The sequence below is a fragment of the Nocardia sp. NPDC004582 genome, assembly GCF_053602115.1.
The window spans coordinates 1-14952 of sequence record NZ_JBSGCY010000149.1 but is presented as its reverse complement, the minus strand read 5'-3'; the positions used below and the strand labels follow the sequence as shown (position 1 = coordinate 14952).

12 protein-coding genes and 1 pseudogene are annotated in these 14952 nt (G+C 69.0%); 11 read left to right on the top strand and 2 right to left on the bottom strand.

Features of this window, described 5'->3' with window-relative positions:
• Positions 1-155 precede the first annotated feature (155 nt).
• The 3 genes from ACWELJ_RS28820 to ACWELJ_RS28810 all read left to right on the top strand — a co-directional run bounded on the left by ACWELJ_RS28820 (position 156) and on the right by ACWELJ_RS28810 (position 1934).
• Complete coding sequence (locus ACWELJ_RS28820; protein WP_452369266.1) at positions 156-986, top strand: sirohydrochlorin chelatase; 831 nt, start codon at positions 156-158, stop codon at positions 984-986.
• Between the two features lie 156 nt (positions 987-1142).
• Positions 1143-1349, top strand: a complete 207-nt coding sequence (locus ACWELJ_RS28815) for a hypothetical protein (protein ID WP_452369264.1) — start codon at positions 1143-1145, stop codon at positions 1347-1349.
• 177 nt (positions 1350-1526) lie between these two features.
• Positions 1527-1934: a nuclear transport factor 2 family protein gene (locus ACWELJ_RS28810; RefSeq protein ID WP_452369263.1), complete on the top strand. Its 408-nt coding sequence runs from the start codon at positions 1527-1529 to the stop codon at positions 1932-1934.
• Here the strand turns inward: ACWELJ_RS28810 and ACWELJ_RS28805 are convergent.
• A complete protein-coding gene (locus ACWELJ_RS28805; RefSeq protein ID WP_452369262.1) occupies positions 1931-2569 on the bottom strand; it encodes a TetR/AcrR family transcriptional regulator in 639 nt (212 codons plus the stop codon). The genes ACWELJ_RS28810 and ACWELJ_RS28805 overlap by 4 nt on opposite strands.
• Positions 2570-2686: 117 nt before the next feature.
• Between ACWELJ_RS28805 and ACWELJ_RS28800 the strand changes: the two genes are divergently transcribed.
• The 5 genes from ACWELJ_RS28800 to ACWELJ_RS28780 are packed head-to-tail and all read left to right on the top strand — an operon-like array spanning position 2687 to position 9482.
• Positions 2687-4069, top strand: a complete 1383-nt coding sequence (locus tag ACWELJ_RS28800) for a flavin-containing monooxygenase (RefSeq protein WP_452369261.1) — start codon at positions 2687-2689, stop codon at positions 4067-4069.
• A 16-nt stretch (positions 4070-4085) separates the two neighbouring features.
• Positions 4086-5234: a serine hydrolase domain-containing protein gene (locus ACWELJ_RS28795; protein ID WP_452369260.1), complete on the top strand. Its 1149-nt coding sequence runs from the start codon at positions 4086-4088 to the stop codon at positions 5232-5234.
• Positions 5235-5292: 58 nt separating this feature from the next.
• Positions 5293-6954, top strand: coding sequence for a class I adenylate-forming enzyme family protein (locus ACWELJ_RS28790; RefSeq protein ID WP_452369259.1), 1662 nt, complete (start codon positions 5293-5295; stop codon positions 6952-6954).
• A gap of 6 nt (positions 6955-6960) precedes the next feature.
• Entirely contained in the window at positions 6961-8706 is a 1746-nt protein-coding gene (locus ACWELJ_RS28785; RefSeq protein WP_452369258.1) for an N-acyl-D-amino-acid deacylase family protein, read from the top strand.
• Positions 8703-9482, top strand: a complete 780-nt coding sequence (locus ACWELJ_RS28780; RefSeq protein WP_452369257.1) for an SDR family NAD(P)-dependent oxidoreductase — start codon at positions 8703-8705, stop codon at positions 9480-9482. Before ACWELJ_RS28785 ends, ACWELJ_RS28780 begins: the two co-directional genes overlap by 4 nt.
• Positions 9483-9560: 78 nt before the next feature.
• Here ACWELJ_RS28780 and ACWELJ_RS28775 read toward each other — a convergent pair whose 3' ends face one another.
• The gene (locus ACWELJ_RS28775) at positions 9561-10112 is read right to left on the bottom strand and encodes a helix-turn-helix domain-containing protein (RefSeq protein WP_452369256.1); all 552 of its coding nucleotides are present in this window, start codon (positions 10110-10112) and stop codon (positions 9561-9563) included.
• Between the two features lie 239 nt (positions 10113-10351).
• On the opposite strand from ACWELJ_RS28775, the gene ACWELJ_RS28770 reads away from it, so the two are divergent.
• The 3 genes and pseudogenes from ACWELJ_RS28770 to ACWELJ_RS28760 form a co-directional block, all read left to right on the top strand.
• Positions 10352-12388: a CocE/NonD family hydrolase gene (locus tag ACWELJ_RS28770; protein ID WP_452369265.1), complete on the top strand. Its 2037-nt coding sequence runs from the start codon at positions 10352-10354 to the stop codon at positions 12386-12388.
• Positions 12389-12562: 174 nt separating this feature from the next.
• Complete coding sequence (locus tag ACWELJ_RS28765) at positions 12563-14530, top strand: S8 family serine peptidase (RefSeq protein WP_452369255.1); 1968 nt, start codon at positions 12563-12565, stop codon at positions 14528-14530.
• 219 nt (positions 14531-14749) lie between these two features.
• A pseudogene (locus ACWELJ_RS28760) lies at positions 14750-14952 on the top strand (hypothetical protein); the annotation flags it as partial.

The following is a 14952-nucleotide window of genomic DNA, read 5'->3' as shown; positions in this document are numbered from 1 at the left end:
GCGGCCGCCGCGCGCGCCGTGTCGGCGTCCCGGCCGCCGAATCCCCCTGCCACACAGTCGAGCTCGGCGTCTCGGCAGGCGTTTCCGCCCCGCCCGTACGGCTCTTCCGGCGCCGTGCCGGATACGGGAGCCGTCCGTCCGCCGCGGGGTGCGTGGTGAGCGCCCCCGCACTGGTGCTGGTCGCCCACGGCACCCGCAGCGCGCGCGGCGTGGAGATGATCGCCGAGCTGGCCGAGGCGGTCGCGCGGGAGCTGGGCGCGTCGGCGCTCGCGCGCGCGGCCCGGCTGTCCGGGACAGGTGCCGGTGCCGATTTCGGGGCCGCATCGGCATCGTTGCGTGAGTTGGCGATCGTGGCCGCGCCGCGGGTGCGGACCGCGTTCGTGGATGTGCTGGGCCCGTCCCCGGCCGAGGTGTTGCGGGATCTGGATCCGGTTCCCGCCGTGGTGGTTCCGGCCTTCCTGGCCTCGGGGTACCACGTCTATCAGGATGTGCCGCGAGAGGTGGCCGCGAGTGCGCACGACGCGGTCGCGGTCACCCAGGCGATGGGTCCGGACCCGGCCCTGGCCGAGGTCATGCGTCTGCGGTTGCGGGCGGCGGGCTGGCGACCGGGTGACGCGGTGGTCTTCGCCGCCGCGGGCTCCTCGGACGCCCGGGCGCGCCAGGATGTGCAGCGGGCCGCCAACCTGCTCTCCGAGCGGGTCGGCGCCCCCGCCCACCTGGCCTACATCGCCACCGGCGAGCCCAAGGTCCCCGAGGTGGTGGCGCGGGTGCGGGCCGCGGGCGCGCGTCGCGTCTTCGTGGCCTCGTACCTGCTCGCGCACGGGCTGTTCCATCAGCGCCTGCACGAGGCGGGCGCGGACGGCGTCGCGGAGCCGATCGGCGTGCACCCGTCCGTGGTCGGTTTGCTGGCCGAACGCTATGACACCGCCGTCGCGCGTATGGCGGCCACCGCGCCGCGGCTCGCGGGAGATGTCCGGGTTGCCTGACAGGTCCGGTCCGGCCCCGGCCCGTTAGGGGTCGGGGCCGATTCATTAGGGGATGTTCCCTAACCGAATCGCCGAATTGCGCTACCGCTTGGTGATTTTCGGATTCACATGGCAATCTCTACTGAAATTCGTAACAGATTCTGGAGGGATTCCCACGTGAAGAAGTTTGTCGTAGCCGCACTGATCGCCGGTGGTATCACGGGTCCTGCTGCCACGGCCGCCGCGCTCCCGGTCGAAGCCGACGCGTTCGAGTCGTGCCTGGCCTCGGGCCAGACGGTCGAGCAGTGCCACGCGACGGTGGAGGCCAACAGCCCCGGTGATGGTGAAGGGTTCGGCTGGACCGGCTCCGCGTACTCCCGCTGAATTCTGAAACATTTCGAATTCAGATATCGGGCCGACGCCAAGCGCGTCGGCCCGAGCTGTTTTCGCGATATCGGGCGCGATCGCTGATCGGTAGCTCGCGCCGACCTCGCCGCGTATCCGTCCCGCTCACCGGTATTCGCCGATCCGGGCCGCCGGCCGCCCGGTGAGGATGGCGGGATGTCGACCGAACACCCCGCTCGCCGTGCCGGACTCGCCTCGCAGGCCGCGGTACGCGCCAAGCGCAAGGCCGAATGGCTGGCGTTGTTCGCCGACGACGCCCGCGTCGAGGATCCGGTCGGGATCTCGCCCTATGACCCGGTGGGGGAGGGGCATGCGGGGCACGCGGCCATCGGGGCGTTCTGGGACCTGGCGATCGAGCCCAGCCGCATCGAATTCACCTGGTCGGATTCCTTCGCCTGCGCCGATGAGGCCGCGTTCACCGGGACCATTCGCAGCACCCGTCCCGAGGTGAGCGTCGAGGTGGATCTGGTCGCCGTCTACCGGGTGAACGCGGACGGGAAAATCATTGCGCTGCGCGCGTTCTGGGAACTGGATCGCGCCCGCGTCACGCCGGTGTCGAATTAGTCCTTCGGCGTCTGGAGCGCCGGGAACCAGATGTCGGTGAGGACGGCCGCGGCCTCGTCGGCGGAGACGTCGATGGTGCCCTGCATGGCCCACCGGGTGAAGAAGCGTTCCAGCTGGGCCACCAGGAGTTCGACGCGCAGTCGCGCCTCCTCCTGACGGCCGGCGGGCCAGCGTGACAAATAGGAGCTCATGACGCTGGGCAGCGCCATGATGCCCTCCTTGGCCACTTCGCGGAATTCGGGTTCGAGGGTGGTGGCCTCGTCCCAGGCCGGGAGCAGGTCCTTGTATTCCTGGAACCAGTCGATGGCCCGGCGCATCCAGGCGGCGAATTCCTCGCGCGAGCCGGTGTCGAGCACATGGTCGAGGTCTTCGTAGAAGTTCCGGACGCTGGGCAGCGTGCCCTGTTCGGCGATGGCCCGCAGCACGTCCGGTTTCCCGGTGAAGTGCAAATAGAAGGTGGCGCGGCTGCAGCCGACGGCGGCGGCGATGTCGTCGACGCGGACCGGCGCGTAGCCCTGCTCGGTGAACAGCTGCTTGGCGGCGTCGATGAGCCGGCTGCGGGTGAGCCGCTTCTGTTCGTCGCGCAGCGAGGTGCGCCGCGGGGTTTCGGGTTGGCCTACATCGGATCGGGTCACGGTTGAATGATAGACGCAAGTTAACTCACTAGACACGGTGTCTAGTGAGTGTTAGCGTGTGTGGCACATCACGTCCGGCCGGGGCCTTCGGACCCGTCGCCGAATCAGGAGAGTGAATTGGCTGCGAAATCCGCACAGAACCGCGAGCTACCCCGGGTCGCCATCATCGGCGCGGGCCCGTCGGGCATCACCGCCGCGAAGCGCATGGCCGAATACGGCATCCCTTTCGACTGCTACGAAGCCTCCGACGAGGTGGGCGGCAACTGGTATTACAAGAACCCGAACGGCATGTCGGCGTGCTACCAGAGCCTGCACATCGACACCTCGAAGTTCCGTCTGCAGTTCGAGGACTTTCCGGCGCCCGACGAGTGGCCGGACTTCCCGCACCACAGTCAGCTGCACCAGTACTTCAAGGATTACGTCGATCACTTCGGCATCCGCGACCGAATCCGGTTCAACCACAAGGTGACCGCGGCCGAGCGCGGCGCCGACGGCCTGTGGACGGTCAGCACCGATCAGGGCACCGTCGAGACCTACGACGCCCTGATCGTCGCCAACGGCCACCACTGGGATCCGCGCACCCCGGACTACCCGGGCGAGTTCGACGGCACCCTGATCCACTCGCACGCCTACAACGACCCGTTCGACCCGATCGATATGCGCGGCAAGCGAATCGTCGTGGTGGGCATGGGCAACTCGGGCCTGGACGTCGCCTGCGAGCTGTCGCAGAAGTTCATCGCCGAGAAGCTGTGGGTCTCGGCCCGCCGCGGCGTGTGGGTGCTGCCCAAGTACGTCGGCGGCAAGGTCGGCGACACCCAGGTGGTCCCGTCCTGGATGCCGCCGAAGCTGGCGCTCAAGCTCAAGCAGCGGTTCGTGGTCAAGAACCGTGGCCGCATGGAGGATTACGGCCTGCCCAAGCCGGATCACCTGCCGTTCGAGGCGCATCCGTCCGCCAGTGAGGAGTTCCTGCACAAGGTCGGTTGCGGCGACATCGATTTCAAGCCCGCCATCACCAAGCTGGACGGCAAGGTCGTGCACTTCGCGGACGGCTCCACCGAGGAGGTGGACGTGATCGTGTGCGCCACCGGCTATCACATCAGCTTCCCGTTCTTCACCGATCCGGTGCTGCGCCCCGACGAGAGCAACAAGCTGCCGCTGTGGCGGCAGATGCTGAAGCCGGATGTGGACAATCTGTTCTATCTCGGTCTGGCCCAGCCGATGCCGACCCTGGTGAACTTCGCCGAGCAGCAGTCCAAGCTGGTCGCGGCGTACCTGTCGGGCAACTACCGCTTCCCGTCGCAGGCGGACATGAACGCGGCGGTGACCAAGGCCGAGGCCGAGCGCGCCGAGCGCTACTACAACTCGCCGCGCCACACGATTCAGATCGACTTCGACATCTATGTGCGCGAGCTGAAGAAGGAACTCGCCGAGGGCGCGCGCCGCGCGGCCGCGGTGGGCAATGCCCTGCCCGTGCGCAGCCGCGCACTGGTCGAGGCCTAGCGGGAAAGAGGTCGGAATGAGCAACGTCGCTGGATTCTGCGCCCCTGAATTCGACGCTGTCCGTGCGGCTTTCACCGAACAGGTGGAATCCGGGGCGGAACTGGGCGCGTCGGTCTGCGTGACCGTGGACGGCGAGCCCGTGGTGGATCTCTGGGGCGGTTACGCCGACCCGGCGAAGACCACGCCGTGGGCGGCCGACACCGTGGTGAACACCTTCTCCATCACCAAAACCATGGTCGCCCTGAGCATTCTGCTCCTGGTCGACCGGGGGGAGCTGGACGTCCACCAGAAGGTGGCCCACTACTGGCCGGAGTTCGCCGCCAATGGCAAGGCCGACATCGAGGTGCGGCACCTGCTCTCGCACACCTCGGGCGTCTCCAGCTGGGAGGCCCCGATCGTGCTCTCGGACATCTACGACACCGACGCGGCCACCGATCGCCTTGCGGCGCAGGCGCCTTGGTGGGAGCCGGGCACCGCGTCGGGCTATCACGCCATGAACTACGGCCACCTGCTGGGCGCGCTGGTCAAGCGCGTCACCGGCCGCCCGTTGGGCCGGTTCTTCGCCGAGGAGCTGGCGGGCCCGCTGGGCGCGGACTTCCACATCGGCATGGCCGCCGAGGATCTGGGCCGCGTCGCGACCCTGGTGCCGCCGGACTTGCCGGAGTTCGACCCGTCGCTGCTGCCGCAGGACAGCGTCATGTTCAAGACCCTGTTCCAGCCGCTGCTGGACTTCGCCGAATGCGGCACCGCGCAGTGGCGGCAGGCCGAGCTGGGCGGCATGGGCGGGCACGGCAATGCCCGGTCCATCGCCCGGCTGCAATCGCTGATCAGCAATGGCGGTGCGCTGAGCGGCCGGAAGCTGTTGTCGGACAAGACCATCGACCTGATCTTCGAGCAGCAGTCCGACGGTGTGGACCTGGCCATCATGGTGCCGCTGCGGTTCGGCATCGGCTACGGCCTGCCGCAGCCGCAGACCGCCCCGCACGTCCCCGACGGCCGGGTGTGCTGGTGGGCCGGGATCGGCGGCTCGATGGTGGTCAACGACCTGGACCACCGGGTCACCTTCGCCTACGCGATGAATCGGATGGAGGCGGGCCTGATCAGTTCGCCTCGTGCCGACACCTACCTGAAAGCGACCTTCGATACAGTCCGGGGGGCGGCGTGACCGGCCTCACTCCGGTAACCCGCCACGGTTCGCGCACAAGGATTCGAGGACTTGATTCATGACCAACGCTGTTGACCTCCAGGCGCTCGCCGCACAGGTCGCCGGAAAGCTGACCGGCCCGGACGGCCCGTTCGAGATGACGGTCGAGCAGGTGCTGGGCGTGCCGCAGCCGGTGTTCAAGCACCGCCACGCGTCGCTGCTGGAGCTGCTGGAAGCCTCCCGCGACCTGGGCGAACTCGACTATCTGGTGTCCGCGCGCACCCGCTACACCTTCGCCGAGCACTACGCGGCCGCGGGCGCGCTGGCCGCGGCGCTGGCCGCGAAGTACGGCGTCGGCAAGGGCGATCGCATCGGCATCCTGGCCGCCAACACCCCCGAATGGGTGCTGACCTTCTGGGCCGCGCAGCGGCTGGGCGCGATCCCGGTCGGCTACAACGCCTGGTGGGTGCCGCGCGAGATCGAGTACGGCCTCGAGCATTCCGCCCCGACGGTGGTGATCGCCGACGCCAAGCGGGCCGCGCTGGCCGCCGAGACCGGCACCGACATCCCGGTGTTGACCATGGAGACCGACCTGCCCGCGCTGATCGCCGAGTTCGCGGGCGGCAACCCGGCCGCCGAGGTGACCGAGGACGATCCGGCGATCATCCTCTACACCTCCGGCACCACCGGCCGTCCCAAGGGCGTCGTGCACACCCAGCGGAACATGGTGGCGGTCGCCGACTACCACCGGTTCATGGACGCGCTGGCCGCCGGCTTCCGCGGCCAGGCCTGGGACGGTTCCCCGGCGGGCCGCCGCTACCTGGCGACCATGCCGTTGTTCCATATCGCGAGCCTGCACAATCTGTCGATCCCGCGTCTCACCACCGGTGACGCTGTGGTCTTCCCGACCTCGGGCGAGTTCGACGCGGAATCGCTGCTGCAACTGGTCGAGACCGAGAAGGTGACCAACTGGGCGGCCGTGCCGACCCTGGCGAGTCGCATTCTGGGCGTGGACATCTCGAAGTACGACCTGTCCTCGCTCACCGCGTTCTCGCTGAACTCCGCGCCGTCCTCCCCGGCGCTGGTGCAGCGGCTGCGCGAGAAGTTCCCGGTGGCGCTGCAGGGTCTGACCACCAGCTACGGCTGCACCGAGTCCGGCACCGCCGCGACCGTGGCGACCCCGCCGGAACTGGCCGCCGACAATGAGACCGTGGGCCGCGCGGTGGTCGGCGTCTCGCTCGAGGTCCGGGATCCGGACGGCAAGCCGGTGCCCGACGGCGAGGAGGGCGAGATCTGCGTCCGCAGCCCCTACGTCATGCTCGGCTACTGGAACAACGACGACGCCACCAAGGCCGCCATCGACGAGAACCGCTGGCTGCGCACCGGCGACTACGGCACCCTGCGCGGCGGCAAGCTCTACATCTCCGGCCGCCGGTCGGATCTGATCCTGCGCGGCGGCGAGAACGTCTACCCGCAGGAGATCGAGAACGTCCTCGACGAGCACCCGCTGGTGCGCGAGTCGGCCGTGATCGGCGTTCCGCACGAGGATCTCGGCCAGGAGGTGGCCGCCATCGTCGTGGTCGACGACCCGGAGGCGCTGACCGAGGACGAACTGCGCGACCACGTGGCCAAGCAACTGGCCTATTTCAAGGTGCCGGCTCGCTGGCTGGTCACCGCGGATCCGCTGCCGCGCAACGCCACCGGCAAGGTGCTGCGCCGCGACCTCACCGTGGGGAAGTGAATTCCTGTGTACGACACCATCATCAAGAACGGCCGCTGGTTCGACGGTACCGGCGCGCCCTCGGCCATCCGCAACCTCGGCATCCGTGACGGCCGGGTGGCGACGGTCTCGGCCACGCCGCTCGACGAAACCGGTTGCGCGCGAGTGATCGACGCGACCGACCGCTGGGTCATGCCCGGGATGATCGACATCCACACCCACTACGACGTGGAGGTGCTGCTCGACCCGACGCTGTCGGAGTCGCTGCGGCACGGCGTCACCACCCTGCTGCTGGGCTCCTGCTCGCTGTCCGCGGTGCATGTCGGCGGCTCCGACGCCGGTGACCTGTTCGGCCGGGTGGAGGCGATTCCGCGGCAGTACGTGGTCGAGTCGGTGGACACGCTGAAGACCTGGAACAGCGCGCACAGCTATGTGAAGGCCCTGGAGTCGCTGCCGCTGGGGCCGAATGTGGCCTCGTTCATCGGGCATTCGGATATCCGGACGGCGCAGCTGGGGCTGGAGCGGGCCACCGATCCCGGCGTCAAGCCGACCGAGCAGGAGATCGCGGCCATGGAGCACAAGCTGACCGAGGCGCTCGACGCCGGGTTCGTCGGCATGTCCTCGCAGCAGCTGCTGTTCGACAAGCTCGACGGCGAGGTGTGCCGGTCGCGGACGCTGCCGTCCACCTATGCCACCGCCAAGGAGCGGCGTCGCCTGAATCGCATTCTGCGCGACCGCAAACGGGCGCTGCAGGGCGGGCCGGACGTCGCCAAGCCGCAGAGCATGATCGGCATGGCGGCCAGCAGCCTCGGCTTCTTCCGGCCCAAGCTGAAGGTGAGCCTGCTCTCGGCCGCCGACATCAAGGCGATTCCGGGCGTGGTGAAGGTCTTCCCGCTGCTGGGCAAGCTCATCAACGGGCTCGGCGGCGACTTCCGCTGGCAGCATCTGCCGGTGCCGTTCGAGGTCTACTCCGACGGCATCGACCTGCCCGTGTTCGAGGAATTCGGGTCCGGAGCGGCGGCGCTGCACCTGTCCAACCAGCTCGAAGAGCGCCATGAACTGTTCCAGGATCCGGAGTACCGGCGCTGGTTCCGCAAGGACTACGACAAGAAGTGGGGCCCGCGCGTGTGGCACCGCGACTTCTTCGACGCCGAGATCACCGAATGCCCCGATCCGAGTGTGGTCGGCAAGACCTTCGGCCAGGTCGGTGTGGACCGCGGCGGCATCCACCCGGTGGACGCCTTCCTCGATCTGCTGGTCGAGCACGGCCCGAAGGTGCGCTGGCGCACCACCATCTCCAATCACCGGCCCGAGGTGCTGAACGCGCTGGCCGCGGATCCCAGTGTGCAGCTGGGCTTCTCGGACGCCGGGGCGCACCTGCGCAACATGGCGTTCTACAACTTCGGGCTGCGGCTGCTGAAGCGGGTGCACCAGGCGCAGCAGGCGGGCACGCCGTTCATGACCATCGAGCACGCCGTGCACCGGGTCAGCGGCGAGCTGGCCGACTGGTACGACCTGGACGCCGGGCATCTGCGCGAGGGGGACCGGGCCGATGTGCTGATCATCGATCCGGCCCGCCTCGACGACAGCCTGGAGGCCTACGCCGAGAACCCGGTTCCCGAGTACGGCAACCTGTCCCGCATGGTCAACCGCAATGACGAGACCGTGACCGCGGTCCTGGTCAACGGCGAGTACGTGTTCGGGCTGGGCGAGAAGGCCGAGACCCTCGGCCGGGAACGCACCGGCGAGTTCCTGAAGGCGGGTGCCCGATGAACGCACGCAGATTCGACGGCCGCACCGCGGTCGTCACCGGCGCCGCCTCCGGCATCGGCGCGGCCATCTCCGCCGCGCTGATCGCCGAGGGCGCGAACGTGGTGGGCCTGGACCTCGACGAGGCCGGATTGGGCAAGCGGGCAGCCGAACTCGGCGACGCCTTCGTCCCCGCGGTCACCGACGTCACCGACGAGGCGCAGGTCGAGGCCGGCATCGGTGTCGCCGCGAGCCGTTTCGGCGGTCTGCACGCGGCCTTCAACTGCGCGGGCGCGTCCCGCATCGGCGCGGTCACCGACCTGACCGAGGCCGACTGGGACTTCACCATCGACCTGATCCAGAAGAGCGTCTTCCTGTGCGTCAAACACGAAGCGCGCCTGATGAAGTCGACCGGCGGCGGCTCGATCGTGAATATCTCGTCCCTGGACGCCCGCGTCCCCATGCCCGGCGGCAGCCCGTACTCCACCGGCAAGGCGGGCGTGGTCATGTTCACCAAGAACGCGGCCTTGGAACTGGCCCAGCACCGCATCCGCGTGAACGCCATCCTCCCCGGCCTGGTGGACACCCCGCTGGTGGCGGCGATCATGGGGTACGAACCGGCGAAACAGATGTTCCTGGACCGCATCCCGATGGGAGCCCCCGCGACCCCGGAGCAGATCGCCGGACCCAGCCTCTTCCTCGCCTCCGACGAAGCCTCCTACATCACCGGCATCGACATGGTGGTGGACGGTGGCTGGGAACTGAGCAACTTCCCCAACCTCGCGAAGCTCGCGGGCTGAGCGGCACCCGATGCGCGCCGATGCGGTCATCGGCCGCACCGGTCGCCTGGCCCCGGGCACGGGAACCACGGGTACGCCTCATCGCCCCGTCGCCGTGATTCGGTCGAGCGCCGCCGCGTTCCGGATCTGTTGCGGCGTACGGCCGTACCAGCGTCGCACCGCCCGGGTCAGCGCGGACTGTTCACGCAGCCCGACCAGGGTGGTGATGCGGCTCATCGGCAGATCCGTCTCGCACAGCAGCCGGTGGGCGATCTCGCGGCGGGCCTCGTCGAGCAGGGTCGTGAAAGTCGTGCCCTCGGCGGCCAAGGCGCGTTGCAGGGTGCGTTCGTGCACCGTGAGCATGCGGGCCACGGTGCTGATGTCGGCCCGGGATTCGAGCAGGGCGCGGTCGATCGCCGACCGGACCCGGGCGGCCGTGGTCCGGTCGGGGCCGGGATAGTTGCGGTCCAGGAACTCCATGGCGACCTTCAGTGCGCGGCCCAGGGATTCGGCGGGAACCAGGGCGTCGCCGTCGGCGATGGCCTCCGGGGTGATCCCGAATCGCCGCAGCAGGCCCGCCCCGTCACCGCCCAGTTCGTCGATGAGTTCGCGGTATCCGCGCAGGTTCGCCGCGCGCGCCATGATCGCCATCGGCCGGTCGCCCTCCCGCCGGTTCTTCGTCCGCGCCGGCGATCGTAACCCGGGGCGTGGACTGTCTGGGACGGAATGGCCGAATTGGCTTGTCGCGCTGGGGTAAAACGATGTCGCGTTGGGGCGAGTCGTTATTACCGGCCAGTAGCAACAATCTCTCCCATCAATGATGCGAGAGGTGGGACTCGGTGATGAAGGCTCGATGGCGAACCCGGAGATTTCTCGGGAGAACGCTGGTGATGGTGTCCGCGGTGCTGGCGGGAGCGCAGTTCCTCGCGCCGATGGCCCTGTCGGACACCGTGTTCACCGGAATCGACGGCGGCGCGAACGCGGCGGGCTGGACCGCCGCGGTGGACGGACCGCAGCCGCACAACGGGATCGTGCCCGACCTCGCGGTGCCGATCACCATGTCCGACGGGGTCGTGCTGAAGGCCGACATCATTCATCCCGCCGACAATGGCCGTGTCCCGGACGGTCGTCGCCCGGTGATCCTCCAGATGCAGGGTTACGGCAAGCTGCCGCTGCTGGTGGGGGAGGCGGTGCTCAGCGCGGCGAACGACCTGGGAATCAAACAGCCGCTGGAGCGGTGGGTCGCGTCGCTGAATCTGCCGGGCGTGGGAGTGGACGGCTTGTTCGACCTGACGCGCCAGCTGGACTCCGGCGTGCTGGAGGCGGCGGCGCAGGATTGGGCGCTCGCCGAGGCGGGATACACGCTGGTGCAAGTGGATACGCGGGGCACCGGCACCTCCGAGGGGGCCTGGCAGGTCTTCGGTGACCGCGAGAAGCAGGATGTCGCCGAGGTCGTCGACTGGATCACCCGGCAGTCCTGGAGCGACGGCACGGTCGGGGCGATGGGCATCTCGTTCACCGCGATCACCGCGCTCGAGGCCACCGACCGCATGCCGGCGGGCCTGCGGGCGGTGTTCGCGCTGGAGGGCAGCGCCGACATCTTCGCCGATATCGCGGGCACCGGCGGCGGGATCGGCGCGGGCTTCCTGGTGCCCTGGCTGCTGGGCGTCAACTCGCTCAAGATGATTCCGGACGTGACCGCGCTGCTGGCCGGCAAGTTCGACCCCGCGCAGCAGGCGCGCTGGCTGCGGGACCGGATCGCCGATCCGCTGACGCTGGTCGACATGGTCGTCAACGGCTACACCGCCATGACTCCGGATCAGCTCACCGCGCGCACCCGGGAACTGGTCGACCCGAATTCCGGTTTCCGCCGCGGTTTGAAGACCGACGTCACCCGCATCCGGGTGCCCACGTTCATGGTGGGCGCGTGGTTCGACATCTTCGGCACCACCCCCACCGACACCTTCAACGCCATCCCGCTGCCCCGCGAGGAGAAGAAGCTGATCATGGGCGACGGCTACCACCTCGGTTCCGGCGTGGGCGGTTTCGGCCATCCGGGTATGCCGCCGCGCGTGGATGTGCTGCAGCGGGCCTGGTTCGACCACTGGCTGCGCGGAATCGACAACGGCATCGAGCGATTCACCCCTCTGATCGTCAAGCAGCAGGGCGGCGGCTGGACCGACGCTCCCGAATTCCCGCGCGCCGAAGCGGTGTACCGCCGGATGTATCTGAACGACATCCCCACCGGCACCGGCCCGGGTTCCCGCTACGACGGCGGCCTGTCCGTCGATCCGCGGCAGGCGGTGGTCCGTGATCTGACGGTCGCGCCCGCCCTGTCGAGTCTGTGCGGCCGCGACGCCGCCCGCATCACCGCGGGCGCGACCTCGATTCTCGACCTGTGCGCCAACGACTCCCGCGTCTGGGAGCACGACGGCCTGTCCTTCACCAGTGCTCCCGCCGACACCGCGACCACCATCTCCGGCCCGATCGACGTCCACCTGAACGTGGTCGAGGACGCCGCCGACGGTTACTGGGTCGCCACGGTCAACGACGTTGCTCCCGACGGCGTTTCGCATGAGATCGCCACCGGCCAACTGGTCGCCTCGCTCCGCCGGATCGACGAGGACGCCAGCCTGAAGTCCGCCAACGGCGATTACACCGAACCCCACTACTACCTAGACCTCGCCCGGCGTCAGCAGACGGTCCCGGGCGTCCCGGTCACCCTCGACATCGCCCTGACCCCGATCGACGCCGTCCTCCAGCCCGGTCACCGCCTCCGCGTGGACGTCTACGCGAGCAACTTCCCGAAGGGTCTCCCGCCGATGATCGTCCTGGCCGATTCCGGCCTGAAGCCCCAGCACCTGCGGCTGGACCCCGACACCCCCAGCTGGGTGAACCTCCCCTCGACGGTCGCGATCCCGGACTAGCGATCGGAGCGGGCCAAACATACCGCTTGTGACGGTTGCCTTTTCCGGATTCCGCGGCGGTCTCAGCGGCTACGCTCCTACCCGTCCGCCGGGTTCTCGACCCGGCGGCGTCGCGGCGGTCGGGACGCGCGCGGAGATCCCCAGCGGATCGGTACCGGAAGGAGCGCATCGACCATGCGCGGGGTGCAACTTGTCGCGGTCTCGCTGTTCGCGGCCGCCAACATCGTCTCGGTGCCGTTCGCGCAGGCCGCGCCGGGCGGCGGCGGACCATCCTTCCCGCACGGCAGCCACGCGAATGTGTGCGGGCCCGTCCAAGCGGGCGAGGCGCGCTGCCACGCCCTGATCGTCACCGACAGCAAGGGCGCGGTGTTCACCGCGCCGAGCCCGGCGGGTTACACCCCCGCCGATTTGCTGAGTGCCTACAACGCGCCCGGCACCGGCGCGGCGACGACGATCGCGATCATCACCGCCTTCGACTATCCCGACGCCGAGGCCGACCTGGCTACCTACCGGGCCCAATTTCGCTTGCCGCCCTGCGCTTCCGGTACCGGCTGCTTCCGGAAGATCGGCCAGAACGGACAGCCGGTCGTTCCGGCTGACAAGCAGGGTAAGCCGCAAACCGAGTGGAATCGGGAGGCCGCGCTGGACCTGGACATGGCCGGGGCGCTGTGCGCCAGTTGCTCGCTGCTGCTGGTAGAGGCCACCACCAACAAGGTGAGCGACATGGCCGCCGCGGTCAACACGGCCGCGGCCGCCGGCGCGATGGTGATCAGCAACAGTTACGGCGCCGACGAAGCGGGCACGGGCCCACTGGAATCCGCCTACGACCACCCCGGCGTGGCGATCACGGCGAGTTCGGGTGATCGCGGCTTCCAGGGCGCGGCCCAGTTCCCCGCTTCGTCTCCGCATGTCACCGCGGTCGGGGGCACCAGCCTCACCCGCACCAGCGGGGGCCGGGGCTGGGCGGAGGTCGCGTGGGACGGAGCTGGGAGCGGCTGTAGTGCGCTCTACGACAAACCGAGTTGGCAAACCGACACCGGCTGCGGGAAACGGACTGTCGCAGACGTTTCCGCGGTCGCCGACTCCGATACCGGCGTCGCGGTGTTCGGCCCGGCGAACCCGCACCAATCGGCCTGGATGGTCATGGGCGGCACCAGTGTGTCCGCACCGCTGATCGCCGGGATCTACGGCGCGAACGGGCGCACGGTGACCTACGGCTCGGATCCCTACCGTCACCTCTCCGCGCTGTTCGACGTCACCTCCGGCACCAACCGCAAATGCGGGGGCTACCTCTGTACCGCGGCGACCGGGTACGACGGTCCCACGGGGCTCGGCACCCCCAACGGCCCCGGTGCGTTCCCCGGGGGCACCGTGCAGAAGGTGCTTCCGTTCACCGGGCTCCACCAACCGCTGGGCGTCGCCGTCGACGCCGCCGGCAGCGTCTTCGTCGTCGATGTCGACAACGCCCGCGTGGTCAAGCTCTCCGCCGACGGCGTCCAATCGGTGCTTCCCTTCTCCGGCTTGACTTTTCCGCAGGGCGTCGCGGTCGACTCGGCCGGGGATGTGTTCGTCACCGACCCCGCCTACGGCAGTATCCCGGGGCGGGTTCTCGAACTACCGGCGGGTTCGGGCACACCGGTCGAGCTGCCGTTCGCCGATCTGTCCGGCCCCTCGGGCATCGCCGTCGACGCCGCCGGTGCCGTGTATGTCGGGGACTACTCCGGGGTTCGGAAACTCCTTCCCGGAGCGGCGAATTCGACCACCCTGCCGTTCACGGGGCTCGACGGGTCCGCCACCGGCGTGGCCGTCACCGCCGCCGGGGATGTCCTGGTCGTCGACGCCAATCACAATCGGGTGCTCCGGCTCGCCGCGGGGGCGACGACGCAGACGGTTCTCCCGTTCACCGCACTGTCCCAGCCGCAGGGCGTCGCGGTCGATGCCGCGGGCACGGTCTTCGTCACCGACTCGTCGCATCAACGGGTGGTCAAGCTGCCCGCCGGTGCGGCCGGCCAATCCGGTGTCGCGTTCACCGATCTGCAGGAACCGTTCGGTGTGGCGGTCGATACCCGCGGCAACCTGTACGTGTCGGACTATTCGGGCGGGGCGAACAAGGTGTACGAGATGCTCGCGTCGGATATCTGAGGGTGGCTGAGGACCACTGGGTGGGATAGTCTCGGCCGCTGGTCGACTGACACCGGTGTCACCGGGTACGGTTTGCCTGATCAGGGCGGATTGGGTCGCGAGCCCCCAGTGGTCGGGGCAGTTTTCCGAATCCGGGCGGGTGGGGGTGGCTGGTTTTGTACACTCCCCGCTGAAGTGAACATCTATCACTTCAGTTTTGAGCTCCGATTCGAGGTACTGATGAAGTCTGCTACACCGGGGGTGTTCGCCGTTCGTGCCGCCGCGGCCGTGCTGGGTGGGACGTTGTTGTTCGCGGGGGTCACCGGGTGCGGCAGCGACAAGTCATCGGAGGGTTCGCCGACCGGTGGCGCGGTGGTGTCGTCGGCGGTGAAGGCCACGGGCGCGCCCGCGCCCACCACCACCACCGCGGCCGCTCCGGCGCC

Excerpts from the sequence above, each read along its gene's own strand:
- ACWELJ_RS28790 (WP_452369259.1), top strand. The coding sequence starts at position 5,293 with ATGACCAACGCTGTTGACCTCCAGGCGCTCGCCGCACAGGTCGCCGGA.
- ACWELJ_RS28810 (WP_452369263.1), top strand. The coding sequence starts at position 1,527 with ATGTCGACCGAACACCCCGCTCGCCGTGCCGGACTCGCCTCGCAGGCC.
- ACWELJ_RS28795 (WP_452369260.1), top strand. The coding sequence starts at position 4,086 with ATGAGCAACGTCGCTGGATTCTGCGCCCCTGAATTCGACGCTGTCCGT.
- ACWELJ_RS28770 (WP_452369265.1), top strand. The coding sequence starts at position 10,352 with ATGGTGTCCGCGGTGCTGGCGGGAGCGCAGTTCCTCGCGCCGATGGCC.
- ACWELJ_RS28765 (WP_452369255.1), top strand. The coding sequence starts at position 12,563 with ATGCGCGGGGTGCAACTTGTCGCGGTCTCGCTGTTCGCGGCCGCCAAC.
- ACWELJ_RS28780 (WP_452369257.1), top strand. The coding sequence starts at position 8,703 with ATGAACGCACGCAGATTCGACGGCCGCACCGCGGTCGTCACCGGCGCC.
- ACWELJ_RS28775 (WP_452369256.1), bottom strand. The coding sequence starts at position 10,112 with ATGGCGATCATGGCGCGCGCGGCGAACCTGCGCGGATACCGCGAACTC.